Here is a 22,121-nt window from a genome sequence, read left to right as displayed (position 1 = left end):
GCGCCAAGTGGCTGCCCCTCAAATCCCAAGTCCGAGCGTCAGTTCGCCGGTTTCCGTCCAAAATACAGCCGCTCCATTAACGGGTGTGCCTCCTCGATCGCCGACGGCGTCGATGTAGGCTGCTAGCTGCGGCCAATAGCTCTCGAAGCGGGCTGCGTGGTCAGCAATCGGGCCACTCTTATGGTCGATGATTATGAAGCCTTCCGCCCCCTCGGCGATCAGATCGACGATGATGCTTTGACGTCCTCCATCGGTCAGTGCGATCTCGATTGGCTGTTCGATATGCAGGCGCGGATAGCCTAGCTTCGCGAGGGTCTGACGAAGTGCTTGCGCCTGTTGCGCGAAAAGCTCGACCTCAGCGTCGGAGACCCGGCAATGCTGGCCCACCCTGCCCCGCAGATCTGGCCTGCACAGCAAAATCCGCAATGCCTCGTGGACTGCAGTTCCCTTATCGGTTGCCTGGGCGAGATCCGATCCAGTGAGCCGGACACCTGCGGAAATCGACCGGGTCTCGATTTTACGAGGCAGCGGCCGCGCGGTGGCGACGGCCTGCGAGGGACTGACCACCAAAACCAGCGGGCCGACCGCTCGCTTTTCAATGGCAAATCTGGGTTCGCGGTTGCTGCTCGCCAAGCAGACGCTGCCTTCCGTATCGAACGATGCCGGGATCTCCTTGTCACAGATCGTCATGCGCGACGGGAAGTTCGCCGAACCGACAGTGATCTGATTGCCCTGCAATTTGATGCCACAGACGTCGTTCAAAAGACGACGCGCCGTGATCGGCAAGGGCGGCTCAACCTTGTCGTCATCCTGCGGCCATTCGATGATCAAGCGATCACGCGCACGGGTCAGAGCGACGTAAAGCAATCGGCGCGCTGTTTCTTCACTCTCGGGATAGAGCTCGTGGAGAAAGCGCGCCGTCGCCTCTGGAGCAGCAAAATCAGGAGCATAGGCAAGTGTCGCCTCTTCGATCACATGATCGAGGTCGTCGAAGCCGGGAAACTTTGTGCTGAATGTTCCAGCACGAGGATCAAGCTTATGGTCCAGACCGCATACAACCACGACCGGCCACTCCCGCCCTTTCGATGCGTGCCAGGTCACGATCTCGATGCCGTCGGCCTCTGCGCCGGCAGGATTGGGGCGCAAATCCTCGCCCTTCAATCCCACCTTGTTCTCGAGCCAGCCAAGGAAAACGTTGGCGCTTTGACCATAGAAACCGGAGGCTTCCCGCATATCGCGGTGTGCCTCCATGAAAGCTGCCGCTTCAGCCTCGAAGCGAAGGAGATCCGCTCTCATCTGGGCTGGGTCGTCAAGCCGGTCGCACCAGTCCCGCAGTCCGGCGATCTGGATCACCTGGTGAACCAGTCTGTCCACGGGCGTCGCAAGGGAGTCCGGCCATAGCCCCTGCAACGCCGCTAGCTCGGGTGTATCGATCCGGCCATTACGGGCCAGCGCGCCGAGGGCTTCTGTGAGAGGTGTCGCCCCAGGCCCGAGCGTGGCGGTGCAGATAGCTGCGTGATTGTCTGCAGGATCGACGGCGAAGCGGAGAGCAAAGCACGCTGCCTGGACGATCTTGCTTTGCCACCAGCCACCTTCCGCGACGCGCACTGGCAAACCCAATGCACGCAGCGCAGCCGCGTAGCTCGCACAGTGGTTGTGCGTCGGACACAGGATTGCGATGTCCCGCGGTTCCAGGTCGCGCAGCACCTTGAAATGCCTGTCGACGATAGTGACCTGATCATCCATCAGCAGAGACAGGAGCCGATCAGCGATGAAATGCTGGGGTTTTCCGCCAGAGCGGGCACCGCGTTTGTTGGCCAGCTCAATGACCTCCAGGGCGGTGTCGTGCCCGGCGGCGTTCTGCGCGGCAAGCGCGGTATAATCCTCCCCGAATAGGCACGGGCCCAGCGCGTTCACGAAATCCATGATGCGCGGATCGGAGCGCCAGTTCCGGTCGAGTGGGCTGGTTTCAAATTGCTGTGTGAGCGCAACGGTTAGCCGTGGATCCGCGCCCTGGAAGCCCATGATCGCTTGCTTGGTGTCCCCAACGATCAGTGCTCGCTTGGCCCTGCGCGCGAGTGCCCACAGAAAGGTGAACTGGATCGGGTTGGTGTCCTGGAACTCATCGACGATGACGCAGTCGACCTCGTCCATGATGGCGCCAAGCACGGCTGGCTTTTCCTCGAGGATCCGCGCGGCGTTCGTAACCATGTCACTAAAGTCGATGACGCCGAGCTCACGCTTGCGGGTCTCGTAGTCCGTCATCGCCGACTGTGCGCCTTCCACCAAAGCGCGCGCATGCGAGACCGCATCCTCAAGCGGTCCGGGATGAGAAATCAGGCTGTCGGCCGCCAGCATGACCGCAGTCGCAAGATCATCGTAGCCATCAGGGGTCGGACTGCCGCGCTTCGACAGACGGAGGTCGCGCAGCCTTTGCCACAGCCGCCAGTCCTTACCATTGGCGGCGAGGAGCTGCTGCGCTTGCTTCAGAGCGCGAAAATTCTCGCGGAATGCAGTCTTGGCGGCGGCACTACCTGCCTCGTCAGCGAGCGAGCGCGGAAAGGCGGTAAGCAAGGCATCGACAGCCTTCTTCAGCCCTGCTGCCAGGGTAGCGGATTTGCCGATCGGCGCTCCGTACCCGGCTCGGATCGACGCCTCGACAAAGTCCGCCATGGCCGGATCGCTGCCCCGCGGTCCTAGCGTTCGCAACAAGGCGATGACACCGAGCAACCTCTTGCGGAAGCTGTCCTCTGCTGTTTCGTCCGAGGAAAAACTTCCTTGATAGCCAAGAGCGGCCAGGTTCCGGGTGAGCTCGCTCAGTCCTGGATTTTCTTCGATCGAGCGGCGGATCAGCAAGTCTTGCTCGTCTTCGGCGATCAGGCGCTGCTGCGGGGATGCCCCCGATGCGAAGGCATGCTCGATCAGCAAACGGCGGCCCAGCCCGTGGATGGTAGAGACATAGGCTCGCTCAACAGCCAGCGCTGCTGCAAGATTGCTGTCCGCAATCAGCGCGCCCCTGATCCGCTGCCGCAGTTCCCCGGCGGCGGCTTCGGTAAAGGTAACCGCCAGGATCTTCTCGGGCCGCACCTTGCCGTCCCTGACCCATTGGGTGAGGGTTTCCTGGATATGGTGGGTTTTGCCCGCCCCTGCCCCTGCGGGTACAATCGAAAGTTCAGTCATCTTGATCGTCCGGAAGGGTTACAGAGGGAGCGGTGTCGTCGCGCATGAAGGCGGTGATCAACGGACTGTCCTCCAAGGCGTAGGTGCCCAGGGATGCTGCCTTCTGGAAGAACTTGGCATCGGCCGTGGTGTTTGTTTCCAGTCGGCCAGCCTTGAGAGCGTCGAACCGAGCCGAAATCAGGGCAAGTGCATTCGCAGCGATGTCGCCGGCAACGAGTTCGACCTCCGTGCTATCGAAGACCTCAACCCCGTTGAGGAGGACGTTCCCGTCGTTCAGCGTATGATAGGCAACTGCCGGGAGCTTGGACCAACCGCTCAGAGTCTCGCCGATGCGGACAACGCCTTCATGGCTGCGCTCATCGATCCGCACGCTCATGCGTCGATAGAGGTCGACCTGCAGGTCCCAGCCTTTTTGAAGGCGCTGACGCCGTGTTCCCGAGCTGCTCTTCTTGTAATCGACGACAATCGGCTGCCCATCGGGCAGGCGAAGCAGGCAGTCAGCTTTGCCGTGCACAGGATGGCCGAACAGGGTGCCTGAGAGCCAGAATTCGTTGCCGACGATCTCGGCATCGAGCGATCTAAGGACCATCGACCAGTGCTTGGCCGCCTTGGTAATCTCCGCCTCGAGCGTATTGCGTTCGACAGCCCAGACCGACGTCTGCAGAAACGGCGCAATCGAACGAATGCGTTCCAGCAGCAGCTCAGGCACCTTCTCTTCGATGACTTCGTTCGAAGGATGATCCTTGCCTGGTGGGAACAAGCGCTCAAACACCTCGTGCGCGAGCGAGCCACGCAGCATGACGTCAAGCGCCTCCGGCTGCCACGAAACATGCTCGGCGCCGAGTTCGGCCAAAACCCAGGCCAATGGGCTGATGAGCAGCTTCTCGAGACGGCTCGGGCTCTGCGCCCTCGGGCTGCCATCATCCTTCTTGCGCAGACCAAGGAGATCGAGATCGAACTCGTAATGGCTCGGCACCTCAAGCGGCTGGAGCGGTTCCATCACAGGACGTGGCTTCCAGGCCACCAGCCTGTCCCAGATAGTCCCCTCGCTATGCGTCAGCGGCACGACCAGTGATTCTGGGTCTTCCAAGCCTGCGACGAGACGCGAGATAAGAGGCAAGCTCGACGAGACGGAAAGAAAGCTGCCGCCGCGATCGCGCTCTGAAAGGAGGAAGATCACCTGTTCACTGGCAGCTCCGATCTGACGTGCGAACAGATCGAGCGCGGCATCAATCTGCTTAGCCTTCGACGGTAGCTGCAAGCCAGTTGCCGCGCCAATCGCCACAACCTCGCTATCGAGGAAGAACGGATTGCCCGACGGAGACGGCGGATAGGCACCATCGTTGAAGCCCATGACGAGAAGCTTGCGGAACTGCCGCTTGGGCGCTTCATGGGCCAGCATCACCGAGATGCCGCCAAGGAAGTAGTCGCCCCGTGGGCAAGGCGGCGCCTGATAAGCAGCGGCCATTTGAATGGCCTTCTCCAGTTCTGCATCGGCGGCATCATTGGCGTTGCCGAGAGCGGCCAGGAGGCGCGATGCCAGCTGCTTCGCCTCGGCTACATCCGGCGCGAAGAGTTCGTCATCACTGAGCAGCCTCTGGAAGTGTCAGAGGGCGTGTAATTCTCCGCAAAAGTGGGCTTTGAAAATTCCCTGATTGTTGGACGAGGTTCCCCAATGAGCCGGGGTTAACCCCGGCTCATTGGGGAACGCCAAAATCGGCGCGATGACCTCCCGGAGGAGGCGGCGCTGATGATCCGACTTGGAGAAGCCATGATGATATTGGAGCTACACCGGCAGGGGCTGTCGGTAACGGCGATTGCGCGCCGGACGGGGCGCGACCCCAAGACCGTTCGCAAATATATCGAGCGCGGCGTGGAGGTGCCGGCGTATGGCCCGCGCAAGGTGGGGCGGCCGTGCAAGATCGCGCCCTATATGGAGTTCCTGCGTGAGCGTGTGACGGCGTTCCCCGAGTTGACGGCATCGCGGCTGACCCGCGAGATCAGGGAGATGGGCTATGCTGGTGCCTATACGGCGGTGAAGCGCTATCTGGCGGCGATCCGTCCCGAGCATGATCCCAAGCCCTATGAGGTCCGCTTCGAGACGAAGGCGGGCGTGCAGGGCCAGGTCGACTTCGCGCGGTTCGTTGTCGAATTTACCGACGAGCCGGGAGCGGTGCGCATCGTCTGGCTGTTCAGCCTGGTTCTCGGCTACTCGCGGTTCCTCTTCGCCCGCTATGTGCTGCACCAGGATCTGCAGACGCTGCTGCGTTGCCATATGCAGGCCTTCGAGTTGCTGGACGGCGTGCCGATCGAAATCCTCTACGACCGGATGAAGACGGCGGTGACCGGCGAGGACGATCAGGGCCATATCATCTACAATCCCTCGCTGCTGGCGCTGGCGAAGCACTACCGCTTCCAGCCCGGGCGTGCCGCCCCTATCGTGCTAAAACGAAAGGAAAAGTCGAGCGGCCGTTCCGCTATATCCGCGAGGACTTCTTCCTGGGCCGATCCTTCCGCAATATGGAGGACCTCAACGCCCAGCTCATCGCCTGGCTCGACACCGTCGCCAACGTTCGGGTGCACGGCACGACGCAGCGCGTGGTCGCGGAGGCCTTCGCCGAGGAGCAGGGGGAACTGCAACGCCTGCCCGATCACCGCTTCAACGCTGTTCTGAAGCTTGAGCGGCGGGTTACCCATGACGGCTTCGTATCGGTTGGCGGCAATTTTTACAGCGTGCCCGACCGGACCCGCCGGATCGTGGAGGTCGAACAGCTGCCGGACCTGGTCCGCATCATCGATCGCGGCATCGTTGTTGCCGAGCACCCTGTGCTCGAAGGGCGCCGGCAATATCGTATCGACCGGCGCCATCGCACCGGACGGCCGCATCCGCGCACGCCGGATCGGCCGACCATGATGATCGGCCGGATCGGCGATCATGTGCCGCTGCGATCGCTGGCGGTGTACGAAGCCATCGGCGCGAGCCTTGCGATGGAGGGACGGCCATGAACGGGACGGCTCCATCCTCGCGCGTGGACTCGATCCGCCGGAGCCGGTGAACCTCAAGATGCCGCGCGCGCTCGAGATCCTCGACGCGACCCTGCGGCGCATCGAGCAGGGCCAGATCGACGGCATCGAGGCGCTCGACGAGCTCTTGGGCGAAGAACTGTCGCTGCGCGAGAACCGGCGGATCAAGGCTGCCCTGCGCATGGCCCGGCTGCCCGTGGTCAAGACGCTCGCCGGCTACGACTTCTCGTTCCAGCCCTCGCTCGACAAGAACCGCATCCTGGCGCTGGCCGGCCTCGACTTCATCGAACGCGCCGAGGTCGTCCATCTGCTGGGGCCGCCCGGCACCGGAAAGAGCCACATTGCCACGGCGCTTGCGGTCGAGGCTGTCCGTGCTGGCAAAGCGGTCTATTTTATCCCGCTCGCCGATCTGATCGCCCAGCTTGCCAAGGCCGAACGTGAAGGCACGCTCAGGGAGAAGATCCGCTTCCTCACCAGGGCGTCGCTGCTGGTCGTCGACGAGATCGGATACCTGCCCGTCACGCCGGGCGGCGCGAACCTGTTCTTCCAGCTCGTCAACGCCCGCTACGAAAAGGGTGCCATGATCCTGACATCCAATCGCGGCTTCGCCGAATGGGGCGAGGTCTTCGGAGATCCCGTCGTCGCGACCGCGCTGCTCGACAGGCTCCTCCACCATGCCGTCGTCATCCAGATCGAGGGCTCAAGCTACCGCATGCGGGAGCACGCTGCGCTCATCCCCGAAAACCTGCGCAGCGCCGCCTCGTTCAATCCGCCCACGCCGAAGCGTCGAGGCCGCCCGCCAATGAAGGGAAATCAAGATCCAGCTCACGGCTGATCACCGAAACATCGCAACCACCAACATAGGGAATTTTAACCGCCCACATCTGCGGAAACTTCGGTGCCCATTGACAGGAAGGAGCGTATCTGCTCCTTGAGCTGACCGTTCGTCGCGGGTGATGCTGACCGAATGAGCGAGAAGAGCGCCGCCTGTTTCCCACTAAGGCTCTGCACCAGCATTGGCTGAAAATCGCCGGCCATGACGGCACTGGCCAGGGCCGTTCCCACGTCTGGAGGCCAGCAAAGGATCGGGGAGCAATAGAGCGAGGCGAGTGCCATGGCAGGTGCTGGACGCCGCCGGCATTGCAAGAAGTGCAGGAGCGTCTCACCCCCAACATTTCTGCGGTCCGGCACACCAGGCAAGGACGATGTTGTGAGCCCAGCCTGCCCGAATGCTTCGGACAGGTAATGAGTGTATTCCGGACCAGATGGCAAAATGATGCCGATCTCACTGGCGGCCAGAGTTTGATCTTCGGCCAGCCAGCGCTGGACGATGGCTGCGGACGCTTCGCATTCAGTCAATGCGTCCCGGACGGAGAGAACCGCGAGGCTGTCGTCCATGGGCGCGATAGGCGCTGACGGGTCCAGAAGATGCCGTTGAACATGACCGGCAAGGACCGAGGCAGGCGCGCGGCAAATCTTGCGATCCGAAATCAACCGCACATGGTCAATGTCGTCCTCGTCGAGCTTGCCATGGTGGCTTTCAAGGTGCTCGAGCACAGCACGCTCGAGAGACGTCAGCTGGGTGCAGTTCCGATCCCAAATGACTTGAAACGACTGCAGTGCCTCGGCCGCTTCACAGGCCAGAAATGCCTTCAGCGTAGCCAGGTCGGACGGCACAATGGCTGGATTACCAAGCCAAAGATCCCGGAGCGCATCGATGTGGACGCGCGCCCGCCCATCCGACGGCAAAGCATCGGTCGTTATGGAGCCCGGCTCCACGTCTCGCGTGGCCATCATCAGATGGCACAGCATGGTCGCGATGGCCGAGGCTGTCTGTTCAGGGGCGACCGCGAAGCTTTCCGCCCAGGGCACATTGTCGCCCAGCGTTTCCAGGACCTCGAGCAGGGGCTTCTCGGTACAGTGAGGCAAGGCATAGAGGCTCGCCAGGAGCTGCGGGCTGAGCGGCATGCAGCTCGCAAATGGCGCGTCGCCGATCCGAAGATGGCAATTCTCAAACATTCAAACGAATCCCCTCGACAATCGTCGCACCAAGCCCTGTCCTTTTCTGCGCATCAGCTACGACATATTCGGTCGTAGCATTGCCTGAGCCACTGCCAGGCGCTTCTCCATCATTTCCTGGAGTGCCGCAGGTCCTTCGATCACCAGGTCGCCAGCCCATCCGAACAGATGATTGGCGAGTTCAAACAAACCGCCGGATCGGAATCGCACCAGCACCTCTTCGCCATCATCTTCGAACTGCTGAAGCGGGTGGAATCGCCATGCGCGCGCACGCTCCACGGCATGTGGGAGGACTCTCAGCACAATGTCATGGTCTTCTTCTTGCCAGATGCCGAAACTCCGGGCCATCCAGGCGTCGAGATCCCAATCATCCGGCGGGCAGCCGACGATCCCGCTGTCTCGAACGTTGCTCATACGGTCGAGCCGAAAGGTGAATGGCGGATCATCCCGGTCGGGCATCTTGCCCAGAAGATAGGTGATGGGCCCATGGATCAGGCCGTACGGGATGACTCGTCGCCAAGAAGGCTCGGCTGCCCAATCGGGCTGATAGTCGAAATCGACACAGTGGGCTGCCAGGATCGCTGACTGGATCGTTGTCAGATCCTCAGGCGAAGCAATGACCGCAGGCCCTGCGGCAACTCGCGATCGCTGCAGCCGGGTGAGCAGATCGAGATCATTGTCGAGCCGACGCCGCTCGGCGCTGTCGAAGGCGATCTTGATCTTGGACAGCAGCTTCTCAAGTGCTTCGGTGTTGGCGGTGCCCTCAATGCGTCCGGCTTCAACCACGGCCTGGAGGGCGGCGACTTCGGCCGCGTTTGGTCTTGCATAGGCCCTGCCGGGGCTATCCTTGATCCTGAACCGCTTGATGCGGCCATCTACCGTTTCTTCCAAGTCGAAATGAATGAGTATGACGTTGCGCAGACGCTCAACAGTTCTTCGGTTCACCTCAAGCAATGCAGCCATCTCATCGAGCGACAAGCCTTCGATGCTTTGCGTCAACGCATGCACGAGTTTTAGCGTGCGATCGAGATTACTGAGGCGCTTTGTCATTAAAACCCTTGCTAACTACCTGTCCTACAAGCGCAAGTCGGATCACGCGCAACCCCCACATTATGCGACCATTCTTGTCGCACTCGCATGTTTGAAGGCTCCTCATGGAACCGGAACTCAGGGAGATTGCGCACAACATGGCACGTCAAAGGGCAGCACAAGCGGAGTTCGGCCAGAACGAACAGGGCGAAACAGCGCATTTCGCGCATGCTGCTGCGCGCGTATTGCAGGGGTTGAGCGTCAACCAGGTGAAGCGGTGCGGTGAGGATCTGATTGATCTCATTGACCGGGAGGTACCGGTTGCTGCGCTGCAAAAGCTCACCAGTCGGGAAAAGCCCTCCTTGGTCGAAATCCGAGCGGTGGCTCGGCAATTGGCAGCGAAGCGTGCCGACCAAGCCCAGTTGGACACTGTCTTTGCATGGGTTGGTGAACTGTTCGGTCTGGATCCCGCTGAAATCACCATCCTGACAATTTTCGCTCGTTGGGGAAAATTTGAGTGCTGGCGGGAGCTCGTACGCCGTGCGCCCCTGTCATGCAGCAACCTCACCCCGAGTGCCGTTGCTCAGCTATCTGGCCTTGCCAACAATACCGTCGAGCAGAAATTGATGCCCGGCGCCCCGCTCTTCGCGTCCCGTCTCCTTCATGATGACCGCGATGGGGAATACAGCCTGAGCCCGCTGCTCAGGCGCCTCATTCGGGTTCATGCGGAAACCCGGGAGGACATGTTGCGCTGGCTCATGCCTGAACCGGAGCAAGGGGGACTGCTTTGGGATGATTTCGAGCACCTCGATCCTTTGCGGAGCGTCGCACTCAAGGTCCTTGTGAGCAAGGAACCCGTCAGCATTCTGTTGTTCGGCGAGCCCGGCACGGGAAAGACCGAGTTTGCCCGCTCGCTCGCCAGCGAGGCCGGAAGCGGCGCGATCTTTGCCGGCTTGAGCGACGACTTCGGCAACGAGCCTGATCGCTCCGAGCGCCTCGATCATCTCATGATCCTGCGCGCCATGTGCCGCCATCACCGGGACAGGGTTATCGTCGTCGACGAAGCGGACGATGTTCTGATGATGAGCGAGCGCAAGGGCAGTTCCAAGCAGTGGATCAACCGCCTCGTTGAGGCTCCGCAGGTTTCCACGATCTGGATCGTCAATCAGCGTTCGCGACTGGACCCTGCCGTCCTGCGGCGCATGACCCTCGCAATTGGCTTCGACAGGCCGCGTTTTGCAGTGCGAGAGCGGGTTGCCCAGAGGTCCGCTCAGACAGCATCGGTTTCCCTCAGCACGACTGAACTGCGTGAGATCGCGAGTCTGAAGGCGCCGCCTGCAGTCGTTGCGGCCGGCCTGAAGGCCGCCCATCTCGCCAGCGGCGGGGCCGACGTTGCGAAGACCGCCATCCACAGCGTGATGCGTGCTCTCGGCCAGTCCTGCGCCCCCGATGCACCAGGCAGTTCGATTTATGATCCGAAGCTGTCGCGGGCGGACACTGATTTGTCTCGTCTCGCTCAGCGCCTGGCCGCGACCCCAGACCGGGGCTGGAGCCTGTTGCTGTCGGGCCCTTCAGGTACAGGTAAATCCGCCTTTGCGCGGCACCTCGCCGAGACCATGGGATTGGAGATTGAAGAGCGGCGGTGCTCGGACCTGATGAGTCCCTATGTAGGCGAGACTGAACAGAACATCGCTGAAGCCTTTGCCAAGGCCGCCGAACGCGGCGCGCTGCTATTGATCGATGAGGTCGACAGCTTCCTTTACCGCCGGGAAGCCGGTCAACGGAGCTGGGAGGTCAGCCAGGTCAACGAGATGCTGGTACAGCTCGAACACCTCCACACTCCCTTCATCGCCACGACTAATCTGGCTGACAATCTCGATCCAGCGACCCAGCGTCGCTTCACGATCCGCGCTGTATTCAATGCCATGACGCCAGCTCAGGCAGGCAAGCTTTTCAAAGCCCGGTTCGGCCTCGACTGGCCTTCAGAGTGGCCAGTCCACCATGGCCAAACGCCAGGTGACTTTGCTGTCGTTGCGCACCGTGCGGATCTGTTGGCGGAAAAGGATCCAGCTGTCCTCGTGAGGTGGCTGCGTGACGAGATTGATGCCCGTGGCGACCAGGTGCGGGGTACTATGGGGTTTCACGTCCACTCGCCCCCTGAGCCATGCCAACGCGCAGAAGCCTTGGACGAGGCAGCGTGAACCCACCCCGGAGCGGCGGAGCTAGTCGACCACTGGGTAATTCGGCATCGGCCAATCGTGTTCCGGGTTATCCATCATCAGATCGACGAAGATGGGCAGCAGGCAACCCAGAAGAGATGCGCCATCCCTGACTTGGTCACGGTTGACGTCGCTGTTCCAGGTTGCGCCGCCATGCACCAGCTGGTTCCTCAGAACGTACAGCCGATCGAACAGGATAGAGAGGATCCGGGCGGTATCGTGCTCACGCAAGGCGTGCTTGATGGCTGTCTGGCTTCGCTCAAGCTTTTGCTCCCAATCCGCATAGCCCGGGACCCCGTTCTGGTGTTGCCAGAACGGGTGATAGACATACCGATTATCTAGTAGCAGCCGGATTTCCTGGCTGAACCGTTGCCAGACGGCATCGTAGACCCGGTGGCGGGCGTCGAACTTCACCAAGGTCGAGAAAAATGCCTGGAAGAGGCCGCGCTCCCCCTCCGGCGCTGAGCTGCTGGCCGATGCTTCCACGTCGCCAGCATAGGCCGCGTTGAAGCCGATCCACAGGAGTATGAAGCGGACATCGTGGTCAGCTTCCTCGGCCTCCGCCCGGCGCAGCCAAGAGATGGCACGATGAACCCGAAGTGCCAGCGGCGTCTGGAAGCCGTCCCGAAGCGAACGCTGCTTCTCTTTCAATGCCTCAGGATGGAGTGAATTGCCGACATGATAACGGTAAGCCATTGGTGTAGCTTAGCGAGCAGTTCTGACTTGCGGTAGATGGGCCCTCGTCGAAATTCACCGCTAGCCGTTTAACACCCAATCAATTCTGTAATCCGGTTGCGAAGGGCGCGTGAACGCTCTTGGACTTTCGCACAGCCAACGTTCTTTGCGCAGTGAGCATGATCAACCCGATCGAGCTGACAATTATGCCGATTCCATTGCTCGCCAGAGGGATGGTTCAAGCCGGAGAGAATTCGGGCTTTGTCGACGACGCCTCGCTGGCCAAGATCATGTAGCACTGCGGCGGGAGTCGGCCCGAACGGCACGATCCAGGCGCTCTTGAAGCAACTGAGCTCGGGAATGAGATATTCCTCGACGAAGCGCACCAGTAGCGGGTTTGCTCGCGATTTAGGGTCTTCGCCGCCGGAGTAGTTACGCCATCCGTGCCCATTCTCTTTCAGGACCGGGTAGCGGTACACTGACGTGTAATGGGCGCGATTTGCCGCCTTTCCAAATAACTCCGATGTGGTTTCCAGACCGAAGAGCTTGTGGAAGCCGAAATGATCCATGAGCTGCGCAGCAATCCCCCGCATTGAGCCCTCGAACGAAGCCGCCTTTTTCGCGTCGCTCAATGCCCTGCTCATCGCCTGATCGTCTAGTCGGGATGCTGAGAGCTTTTGACGAAGCTTCAAAAGCGCAGTCTCCGCCTGGCGCATACCCGGCGTTATGCCGACAATCACGATGTCAGCTTCGGCATTCAACCAGTCAAATGGAGCATAGAATGCTCCTAGCTCCCCATGTTGGCCGCGGCCAAAATGCGGGTCGGAAACGAGTGCTCCGCTTTGGACGCTGCGCGCGACTTCCGCAGTGCTCATTGTGGCCAAGAAGTCGGCGACTTGGCGAGCTTCAGCGACAGCCTTGTGATTCAAAGCCAGTGAGCTGTTGTCATCGTTGGGTAGAAGCTGTCGGTACATATGGAAGCCTCTTGCTGAGGATTGATGCGTAACCGGTGTTTTCAGCCCACGGCGGTCCAGGGCATAAGTTCGCCGACGGCGTTTGCGGGATGACCGCTGGCCAGCTTGGCGAGGGTCTCGGTCAACCAGGTGTGTGGGGTCACGCCCGAGATCTTGCAGTTCTCGATGAGCGTGGCGATCACCGCCCAGTTGTCGCCGCCTTCGTCCGATCCGGCGAACAGCGCATTCTTGCGGTTGAGGGCCAGGGGCCTGATGCTACGCTCGACGGTATTGCTGTCGAGGTCGATGCGGCCGTCGTCGAGGAAGCGCGAGAGGCCTTCCCAGCGATTGAGCGCGTAGCGGATCGCCTCGCCGAGCTTGGCTTTGGCGCTGACCTGGCGGTTCCGCGCATCGAGATATTGGCGCAAATCATCGAGGATGACGCGGCTGCGTTCCGCGCGGACTGACCAGCGCTTCTCTGCAGACGTGCCTCGCACCTCGTCCTCAATGGCGTAGAGCATGGCGATGCGGCGGAGCACCTCGGTGGCGACCGGTGAGCTGTCAGCCAGCTCGTAGAACTTGCGCCTCACGTGTGCCCAACAGAAGGCAAGTTGGACTTGCTGGCGGCGCTTGGCGAGCGCGGCATAGCCGCCATAGCCATCGACCTGCAGTGTTCCGGCGAAATCTCCAAGATGCGCCTCGGCGCGCTCGCCCTTGCGGTCGGCGGCATAGACATAGGCGACCATCGGCGGATCCTCGCCGCCCCAAGGCCGGTCATCGCGAGCATAGGCCCATAGCTGGCCGGTCTTCGTCCGCCCGCGGCCCGGATCGAGGACCGGCGCCGTGGTCTCGTCGGCGAACAGCCGCTGCGATCGTCGCAATCGCTCGAGGATGTGATCACGCAGGGGCCGCAGATACCATGCTGCCCGGCCGACCCAGTCGGCCAGCGTCGATCTATCGAGCTGGATACGTTGCCGGGCGTAGATCTGTGACTGTCGGTATAACGGCAGGTGATCAGCATACTTGGCAACCAGCACCTGCGCGATCAGCGCTTCTGTGGGGATGCCGCCTTCGACGATCCGTGCCGGTGCCGGAGCCTGAACGACTGCGCTCTCGCAGGAACGGCAACCGTAGCGTGGCCGGCGGGTGACAAGAACGCGGAAGGTGGTCGGCACGACATCGAGACGCTCAGCCACGTCCTCGCCGATCTTGTGGAGTGCGCCGCCACAGCAGGGGCAAGCCTTGTCGTCGATATCGACAACCTGCTCGATCCGCTCGAGATGGGCCGGAAGCGATCCCCGGTTGGTCTTGCGCGGCCGCTCGGCAGGAGCCCGGCTTGCCTTGTCCCTGGCATGTTCGGCCTCGGCCAAGGCCGTCTCGACTTCTTCAAGGGCAAGCTCGAACTGGTCGGTATCGAGCTGCTCCGACCGTCGTCCAAAACGGTGGCGCTGCAAGGCGTCGATGATCGCCTTCAGGCGTTCAATCTCAGCCTTGAAAACCTTCAGCGCGTCGATCTCGCGAGCCTGTTCGAGGACCAGCGCACGGAGCGCTTCAACGTCATCGGGAAGGTCCGCTTCCATGAGCATGGAAGCAGTGAATCAGTCATCGAAAGTCCCGTCAACCCGCAATCTGCGGGGCAATCGGACGACGCCCGCCATGCACCCGCCGCCAGTCCAGACCCTCCAAAAGCGCAGCCAGCTGAGCCGCAGTCAGCCGCATCACACCGTCCTGGATGCCCGGCCACCGGAAGCCTCCTGACTCAAGCTTCTTGGCCATCAGGCACAGACCCGTTCCGTCCCACCAGACCAGCTTGACCCGATCGCTGCGCTTCGCCCGGAACACATAGATCACGCCGGAATAGGGATCGCCACCGTACTCGGCGCCGACCAGCGCAGCCAAGGCATCTGGCCCCTTGCGGAAATCCACCGGGCGCGTCGCGACCATCACCCGCGCGCCAGCGCCAGGTCCGATCATCGTGTCGCCTTGAGCGCTTCGATCACCGCGGCAATCACGCCCGCATCGGCGCCACGGCTGATCTTCACTGCCACCCCGTCGATCTCCAACTCGACAGCGCTCACCTGCGAGCGACGGCGCTTCCGGGGTCGCCTGACTGCAGGTGCCGGATCGCTCGGTGATAATGGATCGATCACGGCGGGTACGAACGACGGCGGTGGCGTTGTCGTCGGCACCATCAGACCTTGGTCTTCCAACTGCCTGCGAAGCTCCCGGCGCCAGGTGAACAGTTGCGACGGGCTCAAGCCATGCCGTCGCGCCACCGCACAGACCGTCTCGTGACCCGAAAAACTCTCGGCGACAATCGACACCTTCACATCCGCCGGCCAGTCGCGCCGTCGACCCGCCCCGGTGAAAACCTCGAACCGCCGAACCTCGCTGGTGCCAGCATCATCATATGGCATCGTCATAGCACCAGCGTCCTCCACCCAATCAGGGCGCGAAGACTCGGCGCTGCGCTTCAAGCCCGCAAGGTGGGGCCGCGGCTCCGCTTACATTGATGCGCACGCCCCAATAGGAAATGGGGTGCCGTCTCTCCGGCTGTCACGCGTGTCCCCGCGTTCAGGGAAACCGGGTTCGGGAAAGGTGAACCGACCTGATTTCATCCGGCGCGAAGCGTGTCGCCGGCCTCACGGGCGCTCATATAGCGCCATCCCGATCGTCCCTCCGGCTATTCAGCCGGGGCGGTGTTGGACAATCGAGCTCTGTCGAAGTCTATGATGTAGGTGACCACCGGGTCGATGAAGGCGAGCGGTCCGTGACCGTCCGCCAGCAGCTTTACATCAGTCGTCGCGCAACCCGTTTCATTGGCGATCCGCTCAAGCCTCTGCCCAAGAGCCATGCCCGATATCAACGCTGCGCGAGCACGCGTAGCGGGTTCTGAGATTTGCTCGAGACGAGAAGCCAACAAGCCAGGGCGAAGGTTTCCAAGCGTGAAACCACGACGCGACAGCAGCCAGTCGATCGCATCGAAGCGATTGATCGCAACAAAGCCTCTATGAGAGACTGCGCTTTTGCGCTGCCGATACTGCTCGACCGACCGTAGGGGGCCATTCTTTCCGACCCGATTGCGCAGCGTCCGCTCTTCTATCCCAGCAAGGTTTGCAACGTCGGTGACGGTCAATGGTTCGCTGCTAAAGTCTCCCTGCGACCCGGCATCGAGAGCCTCGATGAGATGATGCCAAGCCTTCCCCAAGTGCAGGAGCTGTTTGAGCGCGCCATTGCGGCTCGAAGTCCAGTCATATGCGGCTAACGCGATATGCGACAGCGACGAAAGAAACTGCTCAATCGGGTCGAGAGCTTCCTGTTCGATTTCATCGGAGGAGAGCCAGCCGTCACCAACACGGATTCCTAGAGCTCGGGCATTAAGTCGGTCGTGGAGATCTCGGACGCTGGTTGTGATGGCGAGGCGATCCAAGTCGATGCGGATCAACTGGCCCTCGCTGGCAAACCAATCCGTCGGAACGCCGCCTACGTCATTCACCCCGGTCAACTCGGCGACCAACCGAGCGCCGACCTCACCGCCCGCGAGAACAGCGAGCTCTTCCGCCTTAAGTACCAGCGTCTCGCGCAAGTTATGCTCAAGCGCTTCGATTGAGGGAATGTCCATGCCGATCTCCTATGGAAGTGATATGTGACGTATCACAACCAAAGAGTCAAGCGAAACGTGATAGGTTACCCATCACGCACAATTCCACTCCTACCGCGTCTCAGCGATCGATGCGATCCAAGCGTCGATTTCCGTCTCAACCCAGACTGCGCATTTCGGGCCCAATGATCGGGACCTGGGAAAACGTCCTTCACTCATCCGCTGGTATATTGCCGAACGCCGCAACCCCACGCGCGCCATGACTTCGGGCAGGCGTAGAAGCCGTGCCGGCGGCACCGCTTCGGACGGTTGATGCGTGCGCATTTCATCTTGTGTTGCATGTGGCATTGCTGATCTCATTCGCAAGGTTCGGTCCCCTCCGAACTCAAGAACTTACCGCGACAGCGACATCGCGATGTCTCGGCCCACAAAATCATCGATGTGCTTGGCGAGCATTCGCGCCACGAGCTGTGAGGTGCCGTTGGCCCACCTAGGCCGCAGGTCCTCGATCCGGCGGCCGAGGGTCCGCTGAAGATGGACGGGCAGGCTGGTGAAGAATTCTTCGAGAAACTCGCCCATCTCGCCATGCATCCACTCGCAAGCGAGATCTTCCTGCCCGGCGAGAGCGAGGATCATGCTGGCTCGCGGGTGAGCTCCACAGGCGGCAAGCACACGAGCTGCTTCGTCGAGCCCGATGGGCCGCTCACCACGCGCAACGCGAAGCAGGGTCTCGCGATGCATCCCACATTCATTGGCGATCCTGTGGCGGGGCTTGCCTGCGGCATCGATCGCATGGGCGAGCACCCGAGCCAGGCTTTCATTGGCCGGTCTGGCGGCGGCAGTTGGATGGTACATGGTTGTCTCCTAGCTTCTGCACTGGTGCGACTCGCAGGCATAACGCGAAGCATCCCATGTAGGAAAATGAAAAGAACATAGGTGGAACATCTCGTTTAAAGGCGAATCAGTTCCTCTGCCCGACTCGTCGGCGGATCACGGCGTATCCGGCGGCGATCTTCGACATAAAAACCCTATATTATAGTCATTATTGCTGTTGAAGACCGACGAGCGCTGAAAAATGTGTCCGCATCCATCCGTCTCCAAAGCGGATCGGATGCCAACCCTTTCCTACGATCGCTTCCTAGATGCATGTGGAACACACAGCGAACGCAAGAACGCTGTGACCACCCCTCCAACCGGAGCTTCACATGCAGTCTCTCACCCTCCCCCGGCGCGCCAGCGTCAAGGGTCTCGGCAAGACCCTCAACATTGCCATCCCGGTCGCAGTCGCGGCGCTTGCGGCGAGCGCCGCCTACGCTGGCGCGGATACGACCTTCACCCCTGCCCTCACCAAATTCACGGATTTCCTGGAAGGTTCGGGCGGCAAGATCATCACGGTCCTCAGCCTCGCCGGTGGCCTGATCGGTCTGGCGTCCGGGCGATTTTCGCTCGGCCAAGTCGCCGTTCCGGTGGGCGTCGGCATCGGCGTCGGCACGGGTGTTCCGATCGTCACCTCGGTCGTGACCGCGGTTATCTGAGCGGTCGGACGGGAAGGCGGCGGCGCCATGGCAGACCCTTACATCATTCCCCGGCGCCTTGATGACCCGGAGCTGATCGGCTTCTGGACCATCGACGAGTTCGCGGGAATGCTGGCCCCCTTCACCTGGGGGATCCTCACCCAGCATATCTTTATCGGCATCATAGTCGCCTTCGGCGCCTGGTTCGCATTGCGAAAGGCAAAAGCAGGACGCGCCAGCTCCTGGGTAGCCCATGCCGCATACTGGTATCTGCCTGCAGGATTTCTGGGCATCAAGGCAACGCCGCCTTCTCACTGCCGACTGCTTGCCGGTTGAGGGGAAGCCCATGTTTTCCGACATATCACACGAACGTCAGCAATCGTTGCTGCGCCAGCGGAACCTGTTCGCGCTCACCAGTGCCGGTCTCGGCCTCGCACTGGTCATCGCAGGGAGCCTTGCCGCCACCCGCGACCGTGAGGTCGTGCTGGTGCCAACTGTTCCCAAGCAACTCACGGTGAGCAGCGCCGGGGTCGAGGCCGACTATCTCGAGCTCGTCACCCGCGATGCGGCACTTGTTCTCCTCAATCGCAGCCCCGAAGGCCTCGATTACTGGATGAACGAGATCCTGAAGCTAGCGGATCCCGCAAGCTATGGGCGGCTGAAAGCTGAGCTCGTGCGGATTGTCGAGGAGCAGCGGGGCTCAGACGTCACCCAGGCTTTCGTGATCCGGTCGATGAGCGTCGATCCGAAGGGGCTGACCTCGGATGTGACCGGAACCCTCAAGACCTTCGTCGGCGCGCAGGTGATTGCGAGTGACGAGCGCCGCTTCCGCTTCAGCTGGACTTACCGCGGCCTGCGCCTGGCGCTGGCAGGGTTCGCCCAGCTCCCCCCACAGGACAAATCGAAGGAGGCCCAGTGATGGCTTACCGAAAAGGGACCCATACACGGGGTCTACTTCTGAGCGCGGCCGCTCTGCTCATAGCAGCATCCCCCGCTCATGCCGCCGACCAGTTCAAGCAAACGGCTGACGGTGCCGGGATCGAGTGCAGCGTTTCAGCGCGCGAGCTGACCCGCTTCGCATTGATCGACGACCAATTCGCCAGCGTCTCGAAGATCTCGACCGGCACGCCCTACAACGACTTTGCAGTGACCAACGAGCCGGTGCGCGGCGACGTTTATGTGTCGGTTCCGGAAACCTACGCCGCCCGGGCAATCAGCTTCTTCGCCACCACGAAAAAGGGCTTCGTCTACAAGGTCGCGTGCCGGGTTGAGCAAATTCCGGCGACCCAGGTCTTCATTACCAACCCCGCCATCGCGAAGAACCGGGCGGCGGACTGGGAGAGCCAAACCCCGATCGAGACAAGCGCCGTAAGGCTCATCCAGGCCATGGCCAACGACCGCACTGTCGATGGCTACGAGGTCCGCCAGTCGACCGCCATGCCCGCAAGGGTCGGCGATCTCGAGGTTCAGCTCATCGCTGATTATCGCGGTGCCAGCCTCACCGGGAAGGTGGTCCGCGTCCACAATCGCGGGTCGAAGCCCGTCACGCTGGCCGAGCGCGATCTCGCGCCCCGCGACACACTCGCCGTCTCGATTGCCGAGCCGAAGCTCGAACCCGGGGCCAGCACAACCGCCTTTGTTGTCGGCGCAAACGGGGAGACCGGCCATGACTGATGCAGTCAATACGCCAAGCCCGGCCCCTCTGCAGGCCGAGAGCGCGGCGCCGTCCGAACTTTCCGGACTCAACGCGCGTACTGCGCACCGTCAGAAGCTGCTGCTGGGCTCGCTGGGAGCGCTCGCGCTGCTCGGCGGGAGCTGGTTCATCCTTGGCGGTGACGACAAGGCCAAGACCGGCGATCCCAATGCGGCGCAGACGATCGACACGGCAGGTCTGGTCAACCGCGATCTGTCCCAGCGCGAGTTCGTCGCGACCTATGGCAACCGGCTCGATGCGGTCACGCGCGAGCAGAAGGCGCTGAAGGATGGAAGCATCCCGCGGACGGAAATCGAGGCACAGCTTGCCGCTCTCAAGGCCGAAAACCAGGCCATGCGGGTCGATGGGCAGGCTGCAATCGATGCCATCTCCGCAGAGAATGCCGAGCTCAAGACACGGCTAGCCGCACAGCCGGCGACGACGGCACCCGCTATACCGCCACCGGCCTATGGGCCGCAGGCGGGCGGTTATGACGCGCGGGGGCGTTCGTCCCAGCCCGGTGCTGTGTCCACTGGGGGCGACCCGCAGGGCGGCATGATCCCGTCGCCTGGCGAGGTGAAGCTGATGAGCTTCAGCTCTGACAAGGCAGGGAGCAGCGGTCTCCGGGTGGGCCGCCCTGATGCGCCGCCGGTCGTCGTCGAGGACTCGCCTGATTACCTGCCGCCCAATTCCTATGCGCCGGCCAGGGTTATCGTTGGCGTCGATGCTTCGGCGGGCGTCGCCAGCCAGACCGATCCGCTGCCCGTGGTGCTGAGGATCACCGGCCCGGCCCGATCGGTGATGCAGAACGGGAAGGTTCTGACCACTCGGATCCAGGGCTGCGTTGTCAACGGCGCGGCTCGCGGGGATCTCAGCAGCGAGAAGGTCTATGTGAAGCTTGCCCGCATGACCTGCGATCAGCCTGGTGGCCGGGTCGCAGTGAGCGAGGTCAAGGGCTTCATCAGCTTCGCTGGCAAGTCCGGGGTCCGGGGTCGCGTCGTGAGCCGCGAAGGCAGCCTCGTCAGCCAGGCATTGCTCGCCGGGATCGTCGGCGGTTTCGGGCGCGGCTTCTCCGCAAACGCCAACAGCGTGTTCTCCGGCGTCACGACCAACCCCGATGGCAGTCGCTCCAAGCTCTCGGCTGGTGACATCCTCGGTGGCGGGCTTGGCCAAGGCGCCGCCGATGCCGCCGACACGGTCAGCAAATACCTGATCGAGCGCGCCGAACAGTACCAACCCGTCGTCGAGATGCCGACCGGCATCGATGTCGAGATCGTGTTCCTCGACGGCGTCTACGTGAGGAACTCCCAATGATCGAAAACTCGCTTTTAGAGCACGGCAATGGTCGGCGCCGCTGGTTGCGTGCCAGCGCAGGGCTGGCAGCAATCATCGTCTTGTCGGCCGCGACCGGATGGGGTGTAGCAAGCCTTGCAGCCCCTGCTGCCGCTCCGGACACGGCGAAGGTGCGTGAGGCACTCAAGCTGCGCCTGCCCAAGACGCCGATCGACGCGATCAACTGCAAAGGCCTTGGGGGCTTGTGCGAAGTCGCGTCCAAATCGACGCTCTTCTATGTCGACCGGGCTGCGAAATACCTGGTGATCGGCCGGGTCTACGACATGGAAGCCCGTCAGGATCTGACGGCTGCGCGGCTGCTTGCCCTCAATCCGGATCTGCTGGCGGCAGGCGCTGCGCGGCGCAGCAATCCCGAGACGCAAGCAGAAGGCGGCCCGAGCCCCGACGCAGCGTCTGCCCGAAGTACGGCACCGCGCCATGTTCCGCTCGGCAAACTTCCCCCGAGCGGCGCGATCACCTGGGGCCCTGCCAATGGTCCACGCGTCGTCGTCTTCTCGGACTTCCACTGCGGCTACTGCAAGAAGCTTGAGGCGGAACTGAAGGCGATCGGGGCGCGGGTCGAAGAACGGCCGATCTCGATTTTCGGGGCTGAGAGCCGCCGCGATGCGGAACGGGTGCTGTGCTCGCCGCGCCCCGAAGTCGCCCTCCACATGGCCTATTCGGGCCTCGCGCTCGCCAATCCCAAACCCTGCGACACGAGCGGCCTCGATGCCAACGAGGCCTTCGCGCGGGCTCACGGCTTTGGCGGCACGCCGGTGATCGTGCGCCCCGCCGATGGCGCCGTTCTCGAAGGCTACCGCCCTGCCGCAGTGCTCCGGGAATTCCTGCGCGCTGCCCCCACCCCAGCTCCGAAAGGATAAA

The 22,121-nt window shown here is 62.0% G+C and carries 20 protein-coding genes and 2 pseudogenes; 10 read left to right on the top strand and 12 right to left on the bottom strand.

The window, feature by feature from the left end:
• Nucleotides 1-18: 18 nt before the first annotated feature.
• Both AC2S9W_RS10630 and AC2S9W_RS10625 read right to left on the bottom strand, forming a co-directional pair.
• Nucleotides 19-3,180 carry a UvrD-helicase domain-containing protein gene (locus tag AC2S9W_RS10630; protein ID WP_486570776.1) on the bottom strand — a complete coding sequence of 1,054 codons (3,162 nt, stop codon included), beginning with the start codon at nt 3,178-3,180 and terminating at the stop codon, nt 19-21.
• Nucleotides 3,173-4,648 (bottom strand): PD-(D/E)XK nuclease family protein, encoded by a 1,476-nt coding sequence (locus tag AC2S9W_RS10625; RefSeq protein ID WP_486570775.1) that lies wholly within the window; start codon nt 4,646-4,648, stop codon nt 3,173-3,175. The genes AC2S9W_RS10630 and AC2S9W_RS10625 overlap by 8 nt, the downstream gene beginning before the upstream one ends.
• Between AC2S9W_RS10625 and AC2S9W_RS10620 the strand changes: the two genes are divergently transcribed.
• From AC2S9W_RS10620 to istB, 3 genes and pseudogenes are all read left to right on the top strand, one after another.
• Entirely contained in the window at nt 4,649-4,801 is a 153-nt protein-coding gene (locus AC2S9W_RS10620; protein WP_486570774.1) for a hypothetical protein, read from the top strand.
• 129 nt (nt 4,802-4,930) lie between these two features.
• Nucleotides 4,931-6,186, top strand: a pseudogene (istA, locus tag AC2S9W_RS10615) (IS21 family transposase).
• Nucleotides 6,183-7,039: pseudogene (istB, locus tag AC2S9W_RS10610) on the top strand (IS21-like element helper ATPase IstB). The pseudogenes istA and istB overlap by 4 nt, the downstream one beginning before the upstream one ends.
• A 35-nt stretch (nt 7,040-7,074) precedes the next feature.
• Here istB and AC2S9W_RS10605 read toward each other — a convergent pair.
• Both AC2S9W_RS10605 and AC2S9W_RS10600 read right to left on the bottom strand, forming a co-directional pair.
• Complete coding sequence (locus tag AC2S9W_RS10605) at nt 7,075-8,172, bottom strand: hypothetical protein (protein WP_486570773.1); 1,098 nt, start codon at nt 8,170-8,172, stop codon at nt 7,075-7,077.
• Nucleotides 8,173-8,280: 108 nt separating this feature from the next.
• Complete coding sequence (locus AC2S9W_RS10600; RefSeq protein WP_486570772.1) at nt 8,281-9,273, bottom strand: helix-turn-helix transcriptional regulator; 993 nt, start codon at nt 9,271-9,273, stop codon at nt 8,281-8,283.
• 104 nt (nt 9,274-9,377) lie between these two features.
• Between AC2S9W_RS10600 and AC2S9W_RS10595 the strand changes: the two genes are divergently transcribed.
• Nucleotides 9,378-11,453 carry an AAA family ATPase gene (locus tag AC2S9W_RS10595; RefSeq protein ID WP_486570771.1) on the top strand — a complete coding sequence of 692 codons (2,076 nt, stop codon included), beginning with the start codon at nt 9,378-9,380 and terminating at the stop codon, nt 11,451-11,453.
• Between the two features lie 21 nt (nt 11,454-11,474).
• Here the strand turns inward: AC2S9W_RS10595 and AC2S9W_RS10590 are convergent, their stop codons facing one another.
• The 8 genes from AC2S9W_RS10590 to AC2S9W_RS10555 all read right to left on the bottom strand — a co-directional run bounded on the left by AC2S9W_RS10590 (nt 11,475) and on the right by AC2S9W_RS10555 (nt 17,555).
• Nucleotides 11,475-12,167, bottom strand: coding sequence for a hypothetical protein (locus AC2S9W_RS10590; RefSeq protein WP_486570770.1), 693 nt, complete (start codon nt 12,165-12,167; stop codon nt 11,475-11,477).
• A gap of 68 nt (nt 12,168-12,235) precedes the next feature.
• Nucleotides 12,236-13,120, bottom strand: coding sequence for a hypothetical protein (locus AC2S9W_RS10585; protein ID WP_486570769.1), 885 nt, complete (start codon nt 13,118-13,120; stop codon nt 12,236-12,238).
• 41 nt (nt 13,121-13,161) lie between these two features.
• On the bottom strand, nt 13,162-14,685 hold the full coding sequence (gene tnpC / locus AC2S9W_RS10580) for an IS66 family transposase (protein WP_486570768.1): 1,524 nt from the start codon (nt 14,683-14,685) through the stop codon (nt 13,162-13,164).
• A gap of 31 nt (nt 14,686-14,716) precedes the next feature.
• The gene (gene tnpB / locus AC2S9W_RS10575; RefSeq protein ID WP_486570767.1) at nt 14,717-15,073 is read right to left on the bottom strand and encodes an IS66 family insertion sequence element accessory protein TnpB; all 357 of its coding nucleotides are present in this window, start codon (nt 15,071-15,073) and stop codon (nt 14,717-14,719) included.
• A complete protein-coding gene (gene tnpA / locus AC2S9W_RS10570; RefSeq protein ID WP_486570766.1) occupies nt 15,070-15,522 on the bottom strand; it encodes an IS66-like element accessory protein TnpA in 453 nt (150 codons plus the stop codon). Before tnpA ends, tnpB begins: the two co-directional genes overlap by 4 nt.
• Before the next feature lie 260 nt (nt 15,523-15,782).
• The gene (locus AC2S9W_RS10565) at nt 15,783-16,721 is read right to left on the bottom strand and encodes a hypothetical protein (protein WP_486570765.1); all 939 of its coding nucleotides are present in this window, start codon (nt 16,719-16,721) and stop codon (nt 15,783-15,785) included.
• Between the two features lie 90 nt (nt 16,722-16,811).
• Nucleotides 16,812-17,048: an AlpA family transcriptional regulator gene (locus tag AC2S9W_RS10560; RefSeq protein WP_486570764.1), complete on the bottom strand. Its 237-nt coding sequence runs from the start codon at nt 17,046-17,048 to the stop codon at nt 16,812-16,814.
• A 45-nt stretch (nt 17,049-17,093) separates the two neighbouring features.
• Nucleotides 17,094-17,555, bottom strand: a complete 462-nt coding sequence (locus tag AC2S9W_RS10555; RefSeq protein WP_486570763.1) for a transcriptional regulator — start codon at nt 17,553-17,555, stop codon at nt 17,094-17,096.
• Between the two features lie 350 nt (nt 17,556-17,905).
• Here AC2S9W_RS10555 and AC2S9W_RS10550 point away from each other — a divergent pair, with 350 nt between their 5' ends.
• Genes AC2S9W_RS10550 through AC2S9W_RS10525 form a run of 6 tightly spaced genes read left to right on the top strand, consistent with a single transcriptional unit; the run spans nt 17,906 to nt 22,120 of the window.
• On the top strand, nt 17,906-18,235 hold the full coding sequence (locus AC2S9W_RS10550) for a hypothetical protein (protein WP_054725555.1): 330 nt from the start codon (nt 17,906-17,908) through the stop codon (nt 18,233-18,235).
• Nucleotides 18,236-18,262: 27 nt separating this feature from the next.
• Nucleotides 18,263-18,550 carry a type IV conjugative transfer system protein TraL gene (gene traL, locus AC2S9W_RS10545; RefSeq protein ID WP_184048558.1) on the top strand — a complete coding sequence of 96 codons (288 nt, stop codon included), beginning with the start codon at nt 18,263-18,265 and terminating at the stop codon, nt 18,548-18,550.
• 10 nt (nt 18,551-18,560) lie between these two features.
• Complete coding sequence (locus AC2S9W_RS10540) at nt 18,561-19,133, top strand: type IV conjugative transfer system protein TraE (RefSeq protein ID WP_486570762.1); 573 nt, start codon at nt 18,561-18,563, stop codon at nt 19,131-19,133.
• Nucleotides 19,133-19,888 (top strand): type-F conjugative transfer system secretin TraK, encoded by a 756-nt coding sequence (locus AC2S9W_RS10535; protein ID WP_486570761.1) that lies wholly within the window; start codon nt 19,133-19,135, stop codon nt 19,886-19,888. The genes AC2S9W_RS10540 and AC2S9W_RS10535 overlap by 1 nt, the downstream gene beginning before the upstream one ends.
• Entirely contained in the window at nt 19,881-21,221 is a 1,341-nt protein-coding gene (locus tag AC2S9W_RS10530; RefSeq protein WP_486570760.1) for a TraB/VirB10 family protein, read from the top strand. The genes AC2S9W_RS10535 and AC2S9W_RS10530 overlap by 8 nt, the downstream gene beginning before the upstream one ends.
• Nucleotides 21,218-22,120: a DsbC family protein gene (locus tag AC2S9W_RS10525; protein ID WP_486570759.1), complete on the top strand. Its 903-nt coding sequence runs from the start codon at nt 21,218-21,220 to the stop codon at nt 22,118-22,120. The genes AC2S9W_RS10530 and AC2S9W_RS10525 overlap by 4 nt, the downstream gene beginning before the upstream one ends.
• Nucleotide 22,121: the final 1 nt, after the last annotated feature.

This window comes from Sphingopyxis sp. 550B, from assembly GCF_057401805.1.
This window is presented reverse-complemented; position numbering and strand designations above follow the sequence as displayed.

Excerpts from the sequence above, each read along its gene's own strand:
- AC2S9W_RS10630 (WP_486570776.1), bottom strand. The coding sequence starts at position 3,180 with ATGACTGAACTTTCGATTGTACCCGCAGGGGCAGGGGCGGGCAAAACC.
- AC2S9W_RS10625 (WP_486570775.1), bottom strand. The coding sequence starts at position 4,648 with ATGGCCGCTGCTTATCAGGCGCCGCCTTGCCCACGGGGCGACTACTTC.
- AC2S9W_RS10605 (WP_486570773.1), bottom strand. The coding sequence starts at position 8,172 with ATGCCGCTCAGCCCGCAGCTCCTGGCGAGCCTCTATGCCTTGCCTCAC.
- AC2S9W_RS10600 (WP_486570772.1), bottom strand. The coding sequence starts at position 9,273 with ATGACAAAGCGCCTCAGTAATCTCGATCGCACGCTAAAACTCGTGCAT.
- AC2S9W_RS10595 (WP_486570771.1), top strand. The coding sequence starts at position 9,378 with ATGGAACCGGAACTCAGGGAGATTGCGCACAACATGGCACGTCAAAGG.
- AC2S9W_RS10590 (WP_486570770.1), bottom strand. The coding sequence starts at position 12,167 with ATGGCTTACCGTTATCATGTCGGCAATTCACTCCATCCTGAGGCATTG.
- AC2S9W_RS10585 (WP_486570769.1), bottom strand. The coding sequence starts at position 13,120 with ATGTACCGACAGCTTCTACCCAACGATGACAACAGCTCACTGGCTTTG.
- tnpC (WP_486570768.1), bottom strand. The coding sequence starts at position 14,685 with ATGCTCATGGAAGCGGACCTTCCCGATGACGTTGAAGCGCTCCGTGCG.
- tnpB (WP_486570767.1), bottom strand. The coding sequence starts at position 15,073 with ATGATCGGACCTGGCGCTGGCGCGCGGGTGATGGTCGCGACGCGCCCG.
- tnpA (WP_486570766.1), bottom strand. The coding sequence starts at position 15,522 with ATGACGATGCCATATGATGATGCTGGCACCAGCGAGGTTCGGCGGTTC.
- AC2S9W_RS10565 (WP_486570765.1), bottom strand. The coding sequence starts at position 16,721 with ATGGACATTCCCTCAATCGAAGCGCTTGAGCATAACTTGCGCGAGACG.
- AC2S9W_RS10560 (WP_486570764.1), bottom strand. The coding sequence starts at position 17,048 with ATGCCACATGCAACACAAGATGAAATGCGCACGCATCAACCGTCCGAA.
- AC2S9W_RS10555 (WP_486570763.1), bottom strand. The coding sequence starts at position 17,555 with ATGTACCATCCAACTGCCGCCGCCAGACCGGCCAATGAAAGCCTGGCT.
- AC2S9W_RS10550 (WP_054725555.1), top strand. The coding sequence starts at position 17,906 with ATGCAGTCTCTCACCCTCCCCCGGCGCGCCAGCGTCAAGGGTCTCGGC.
- traL (WP_184048558.1), top strand. The coding sequence starts at position 18,263 with ATGGCAGACCCTTACATCATTCCCCGGCGCCTTGATGACCCGGAGCTG.
- AC2S9W_RS10540 (WP_486570762.1), top strand. The coding sequence starts at position 18,561 with ATGTTTTCCGACATATCACACGAACGTCAGCAATCGTTGCTGCGCCAG.
- AC2S9W_RS10535 (WP_486570761.1), top strand. The coding sequence starts at position 19,133 with ATGGCTTACCGAAAAGGGACCCATACACGGGGTCTACTTCTGAGCGCG.
- AC2S9W_RS10530 (WP_486570760.1), top strand. The coding sequence starts at position 19,881 with ATGACTGATGCAGTCAATACGCCAAGCCCGGCCCCTCTGCAGGCCGAG.
- AC2S9W_RS10525 (WP_486570759.1), top strand. The coding sequence starts at position 21,218 with ATGATCGAAAACTCGCTTTTAGAGCACGGCAATGGTCGGCGCCGCTGG.